Source organism: Pseudomonas sp. F01002 (genome assembly GCF_004402115.1).
Taxonomy (GTDB): domain Bacteria; phylum Pseudomonadota; class Gammaproteobacteria; order Pseudomonadales; family Pseudomonadaceae; genus Aquipseudomonas; species Aquipseudomonas frigoris.
The window spans coordinates 328646-334991 of record NZ_SOPU01000015.1 but is presented as its reverse complement, the minus strand read 5'-3'; the positions used below and the strand labels follow the sequence as shown (position 1 = coordinate 334991).

General features: G+C 54.3%; 5 protein-coding genes and 1 pseudogene (1 of these 6 only partly in view). All 6 read right to left on the bottom strand.

All coding sequences use genetic code 11. The annotated features are described in order from the left end of the window. Positions 1-49 (bottom strand): annotated as a pseudogene (locus E3W21_RS11125) (23S rRNA (adenine(2030)-N(6))-methyltransferase RlmJ) (it extends 793 nt beyond the left edge of the window). 289 nt (positions 50-338) lie between these two features. Continuing rightward, entirely contained in the window at positions 339-656 is a 318-nt protein-coding gene (locus E3W21_RS11120) for a hypothetical protein (protein WP_134419735.1), read from the bottom strand. A gap of 354 nt (positions 657-1010) precedes the next feature. Next, positions 1011-1646: a hypothetical protein gene (locus tag E3W21_RS11115; protein ID WP_256661545.1), complete on the bottom strand. Its 636-nt coding sequence runs from the start codon at positions 1644-1646 to the stop codon at positions 1011-1013. A gap of 95 nt (positions 1647-1741) precedes the next feature. Further along, complete coding sequence (locus E3W21_RS11110) at positions 1742-2251, bottom strand: hypothetical protein (RefSeq protein WP_134419733.1); 510 nt, start codon at positions 2249-2251, stop codon at positions 1742-1744. Positions 2252-2254: 3 nt separating this feature from the next. Next, positions 2255-2611: a hypothetical protein gene (locus E3W21_RS11105; RefSeq protein ID WP_134419731.1), complete on the bottom strand. Its 357-nt coding sequence runs from the start codon at positions 2609-2611 to the stop codon at positions 2255-2257. Then, on the bottom strand, positions 2608-6346 hold a 3739-nt coding region (locus tag E3W21_RS11100; protein WP_256661544.1), incomplete at its 5' end, for an RHS repeat-associated core domain-containing protein. The genes E3W21_RS11105 and E3W21_RS11100, both read right to left, overlap by 4 nt.

The following is a 6346-nucleotide window of genomic DNA, read 5'->3' as shown; positions in this document are numbered from 1 at the left end:
TGAACACATCGGCGTGATTGCCGGCATGGAAGGCGTGACGATAATTCATGGCTGCTCCTGCGAAGGGCGGGAAGTTTACCTTGTACGGCGGCGAACGTCAGGGCCTCACAGCCGAGCGGGCAAGCTGCCACACAACCTGTAGCAGCTGGCGAAGCCTGCGTCCGGCTGCGCAGCAGTCGTAAACCCTGCTTGCACGGCGTGTCTGAAAAATCGCGAGTGCTGATTTTACGACTGCTGCGCAGCCGGACGCAGGCTTCNNNNGCCAGCTGCTACAACTCGTGCGACTCAGCCAAAGTTGTTTGACTGAATCGCATCAGGGAAAGCGTCCGGAGTTACTCCTAAGGCCGAGCCTTCAATCGTCGCCCTAACACATCCAGCACATCACACCCATCCCGCAACGGAATGGCACAGAGCAAAGCAAAATCACTAAGAATGAAGGACTGACACTCGATCGAACCGCGCATGGACAAGTTCTCCATCACTTGGGTGACGGCGCGAATTCGGTAGCTGGCAGCGTCATACAAAACATCCAGCGGCGCTTGGGTGTCGACGAACAGGGTTGGCATGTCGTCGCAATTGCTGGTGAGCGCCATGAAACGGCTTTGGGGATGGGGGGTTGGTTTTTCGTAGGGTGGATCGGGGTGAAGTGCTTTCATCAATTTTAGTCCTAACGTATGGATTGACGCCGCCAGAAATCGCTTCCACGCAATGGGTGGCGGCTGTACGCAGGTGTGGAAGACCGAGACGTTAGGCACCCGGCGCACTCGAAAGCGCCCCGCGCACAGCCACCATAAAACACAGACGATAAAAAACGCCGAACTGGTGGCGCTTGATGCGCCTAACGATAGAAGGGCTTCCACGCCCTGTCACTGAATTTGCAGTGACGGTAAAAAGACTATCGATGAGACCCGTTCCGCACCAGTTCATGGAAACCACTACGAGTTGAAGGAAACTTCCGATGACCTTGCCCAGAAATTTCGCGATCGTTGCAAGACTTCTAAACAGCCGAATCAGTCTGTGGTGCTTGCAATCAACGCGCTAATAGTTCGACGTTTGGGATTCCAAATCGTGAGACACCACACCCCCCACCACTCCAAGCCAGCATCAAAATAATTTCTCCAAGACTCTACACTTGAAATGGTGTCGTCATAACCATGCAGACCCGTATTGAGCCCCTCGATCCAATTCACTACAGAGACATCATCTATTTCGTTTAACCCAAGGAGTTCGCACCATTTGAGAAAAACCGACTGTGCCTCCGTCTTCCCCCTTTTAAACTGAGCACGATACGGAGGATTTATAAAGCAGGCGTATAATGCTAACCGTTCAAAAATATCGGTTTTATCAGTCGATGCCAGATTCCGCACTTCATCCCAACTGAGCGGAGCAGCTATGGCGTTTTCTAAATCCCAACTAATCAGCGGTTCTGGATAATCTTCATACTTTGGATCCTTGATGAGATTTTCGTGCCACTCCATCGCCTCTGTCATCAGCATCTCATGCAGCGCTATCAACGCCTGTCGATGCATGCTTTCATCAGCTTCAATAGCAGATTCCGGCGAAAGAACCAAAAACTTGAATACGCATCCCGCGTTATCCATTCGATCACGCAATGATGCAGTGTTTTCTTTTTCAACAACCTTCAACAAAATAACCAACCTCTAAAAAACACAAAACTTCTGATCAACGACAAAAGCTGGACGAATTTCCGACAGGGAACCGAAGACCCAACCCGCACAGCTTAACTATTCGTATCAGCCTCAAACAAACTTAGATCTGTTTTTCTCCGACAGCTCCAATAAAACTCAAGCACGCAACTAGTTTCATCATGCCTAAAATCCATAATCTGTTTGTATAACGATTGAATAGCAGGATCAGCGATATTTTTCATACTATCGATTACCAAACATGCTTCGTAAACACGCACCGCCACTTTTTCAACTTCCGACATGTAATCTTCCAGAGACTTAATCCCAAGAAATCGAGAAAAATGAAACGGTAGATCCCTGCCAGACCGAAACACATTGCATAGACTGAGCGCTAAAAGGTCAGCACAGTAAGATCGAGCTCTACAGTCCGGATTCGAAATCAGCTCTAAAATGCCCGCATCTCCGCACTCACCTAAAATATTCATATCAACAGCATCAGGATCCTCTACGTAGTCATCGTCAAACAACTCAGCGTCTGTCTCTCCACGCGTCCAACGCTTGAAATCATCAAACGACCATCGCCCCTCAATAACTTCAGGCATAATTCACGCTCCATTATTTCCCGACTGATAAAACCTCAAACGTTCCAGGAGCACTTTCATAAACCGACGTTGATCTTCAACCTCGCTGTCAAAGTACGTATCTATCCTAGTGAACACCTCATCAAAATTATCTCCAAGGTCGAGAAAATACAATATTGTGTCGACAAACCATTGACGCTCATCTGGCCGATACTTTAAAAAATCTGACCTCAGTAAAAGATCAAACAACTCAGCCAACTCACAATCATCATTTACATTTTTTGAGGTTATTATTTCTTCTCTTGCTTCACTTTTCGTGTTCTCAATATCAAACACGAAAAGTAAACTTCTCAAGACAACCATACTCGGCTTCGGTTTCATCGATTGAACTCTGTGTAAGATGTTATCGCATCACCATCATCATTAAGTATGACAATAGCCTTATTCTGCTCTCCATATTCAAGTCCTTTTCTTTTGTAGCCCTCACCCACTTTTCGCCCAAAATCTATTGGTTCTCGAGAATTCAACAGGCCGCTTTGCCTAAATATCAACTTCGCCCTATAGATGGCATTTAATTGATCACGATGACTAACAAATTTAGTCGCTGCACTTGGTATCACAGGCTCTCCCTTTCTCCTTCCCTTTTTATAAAGCTCAATCTCGCCCGTCGTTGGATTTTTACCTGTACTCACACGGTCCAGTTGAGACTGAAGGGTCGTTTGAGCTCCATGTTTTTGTAAAAAATGGGCTTCATCTATCGAGTCTTCCATTTCTTTTAATCGCCTAAATGCATTCGCCTCAGCCAACTCATCAATCCGCGACCGCCGCGGATCACCCGTTAGCTTCGGCAGCGGCGGCTCACCCTCATCCACCCTAGCGCCAGTCGTATCATCCGGCGCCTGACACCCAGCCTTACCCGACTGCGGACAATTCCCACTCAACCCCAACGGATCAACCCACCCCGTCGGATTCGGCGTGTACTGATACTGGTTTAGCCCGCCCGCCAACTTGATCGGATCTGGCGTCAGATACCGTCCAACCTCCGGATCATAGTACCGATGCCGGTTGTAATGCAGACCACTCTCGGCGTCGAAGTACTGCCCCTGAAACCGCAACGGTTGCTCGAGCTGCTCTCCCCCGCCGAACGCCAGGCGGGTGACCTTGCCGTAGGCGTTGTACTTCGCCGACCACACAATCTCGCCACCAAAATCCGTCAGTTCCTGCGGCGTGCCCAGGTGATCGAGCTGGTAGTAAAACGGGCAAGCCTTGCGCGGGCCTTTGCCGTCGAGCATGGCCAGTGGGCGGAAGCTGCCGGGTTCGTAGACGTAGCTGCGGTAATGCTCGCGGCTGCTTTCGGCGACGAGGTTGTCGCCTTGCCAGAAGAATTCGGTGGTTTTGCCGTCGACGGTTTTGACGATGCGGCGACCGAAGGCGTCGTAGCGATATGTCGTACAACGTCCGTCCGGGGTTGTGACGCCAATCAGTCGGTGTTGGCAGTCATACCGATACTCGGTGACCAGTTTTTGCCCGGTGCCACGCCGTTCGCGGATCAGGTTGCCGAAGGCGTCGTAATCGTAGTGGCGGTCGCCTTGCATCAGCAGGCGATTGCCCTTGACGGTCGCGGCGCCGGGGCGGTCCTGCATCAGCAGGTTGCCGGCGGGGTCGTGGGCGAAGCTTTCCGGTGGATCGTCTCGGGTGTGGCGCACGCGAGTCAGGCGATTGAGCGGGTCGTACTGGTAATTGCGTTGGCCGTGACGGGTGTCGGCGATGCTGTCGAGATTGCCGTTGGCGCTGTAGGCATAGTCGCGGCGATACAGCGTTTGATGCTGTTGACTGACAGCGTGGGCCTTCAATCGGCCCTGATCGTCGTAGGCATATTCGCTGAGCACCTGCCCCTGCTGGCGTTGCTGTTCGCGACCGAAGGCGAATTGGTGAGTGGTGAGTCGCGCGCCGTTGAGGTCGATGGCCGTCAGCGCACCGCCCTTGGCGTGGTGGTAGTCGAGTTTGCTGCCGTCCGGCAGGCGCAGGCGATTGAGCTGGCCGCAGGCGTCGTAGCCATAGCGCAAGGTTCCCCAGCCTTGGTGCTCGGTGATCAGGCGGTCTTGCCGGTCGTATTCGAACTCCAGCGGGTGATCGTGACCGTCGTCGACGCTGACCAACCGGCCGAGGCTGTCGTAGCGGTATTCAACCTTGATGCCGTTGGGTAGGGTTTTGACCAGCAGACGTCCGGCCGAATCCCGCTGATAACCCGTCACCAGTTGCGAGCCATCGTCGCCGAATTCGGTTTTCTCCAGCAACTGGCCGTTGAGGTCGTAGGCATACGCCGTGCGTTGGCCGTCGAATCCGGTTTCCTGTCGGATCAGGCCATTGGGCGTGTAGTCCAGGAGATATTTTTCGCCGGATTCGTTTTCGATCTCGGTGAGCAACAGCTGGGCGTTGTCGTAGCGGTACTTCAGCTGGGTGCCGTCGGCATTGAGGCGGCGGCTGACCAGGTGCAGGTCGTCGACGTATTCGTAACGGGTGACGCGGCCCAGCTCATCACGTTCGGCGGTGATCTTGCCGTAGGCGTTGTAGCTGAAGGCGCGGCTGGCGCCTGTAGGAAGCGTGGTCTGGATCAGTCGGCCAACGGCATCCCATTGGTACTGGGTGACGGCACCGTGTTCGTCCTGACGGGTAATCTGCCGCCCCAACGCGTCGTAGGAAAACCGCCGCACACCACCATCCGGCAGCGTTTCCTCAACCAACTGCCCCAAGCCATTCCAGGCAAAGACATGCCGACTGGTGTCCGGGTAACGGATCGACAGCAACAGCCCTTTTTCGTCGTAGTGATAGTGGCTGACATGGCCGTCGGGGTCGGTCGCTTCGGTGATGTCACCGTGCGTATTGCGCTGATATTTCCACACGGCTTTGCCGCGGTACCGCGCATGCAGGAAACCGTTTCGATACTCGTAGGCCGTCGGTTCGTCTTCCGGTGGAATCAGCGCGATCAGCCGTCCGATTTCGTCGTAACGGTATTCGGTGACGGCGCCTAACGGGTCTTGCTCGGCAATCAGCCGACCGTTGTCGTCGTAGGCCTTGAGGTGTTCGCCGCCGTCCAGCTCGACCTTGCGCACCAGCCGCGCGCGGTCGTCGTGGACGTAAACCTCTTCACTGCCATCGATGTTCTGGACGGTGACACTGCCCTCGTCATCCCAGACATAACGCGTGTCCATCTGCGAAAACGACGCCCAATGCCGCACACATCGTGCCGCCTTGCCGGACCTTTCCCACTCCCAGAAGAAACTCGCCCCACCAGCCAATTGCCGCTGCAGGATGACGTGCTGATCGTCGTAGTCGTAACGTTCGCTTTCGCCGGCGGCATTGGTTGCTTCGATCAGTTGATCGCGTTCGTCGTAGCCGTAACTGACCAGTGTCTGCTCGGTGTGCCAAGCCTCGTCGAGGGTCTGGGCCGGGACAAAAACCTGATAGTCGACGGCGACCAAATGGCTGCGGTCATAGCGCAATCGCAAGGCACGGCCGGCGCCATTGTCGAGGCGCTTGATGCGGTCTTGCCGGTCGCGGGTGATGCGCAGGCGGTTGTCGTAGGCGTCGCTGATCGTTGTCAGTCGGCCGTTTTGAAAGTGATAGAAGCGCGTGTCGTCACCGGCCTGGGCGAGGATCAGTTCTTCTGGTTGATCTCCGAGATAAATCGCCGCCCGCGACAGGCTGTTGTGTATCGCCGGGCGCTCGGTACTCGGTAGCGGAAAGGTCGTACGGCGGTTTTCGTGGTCGATCCAAAGGACGTTTTCGCCATCGATTTCCAGTCGATGAGACAGCGAATGGCTCCAGCCGAAGCCGAGGCCGTCATCGATTTCAGCGGCACTGGTGCGGTATAGCCGGGTGAACTCGAACTGGAGGATGCCGTCCAGCGAGCCGTCGGTGAGGGTCAGCAGTTCTTCGCCGGTGACCATCGACACCGGACATTTGTTGGTGGCGGTTTTATCAACGGAATCCGCGCTGTCGCCGTTGGGGTTTTTCGCCTGATCAGGGACGTTGTCGTGGTGTTCGTTTTGCTTGAGCGTGGTATTGCGCTTGGCATCCCAGCGCAGTTGCATCCGGCCTTTTTTCATACCGGCC

What these genes read in the sequence shown, in the direction of transcription:
- E3W21_RS11120 (WP_134419735.1), bottom strand. Translation starts at nt 656, where the DNA reads ATGAAAGCACTTCACCCCGATCCACCCTACGAAAAACCAACCCCCCAT.
- E3W21_RS11110 (WP_134419733.1), bottom strand. Translation starts at nt 2,251, where the DNA reads ATGCCTGAAGTTATTGAGGGGCGATGGTCGTTTGATGATTTCAAGCGT.
- E3W21_RS11105 (WP_134419731.1), bottom strand. Translation starts at nt 2,611, where the DNA reads ATGAAACCGAAGCCGAGTATGGTTGTCTTGAGAAGTTTACTTTTCGTG.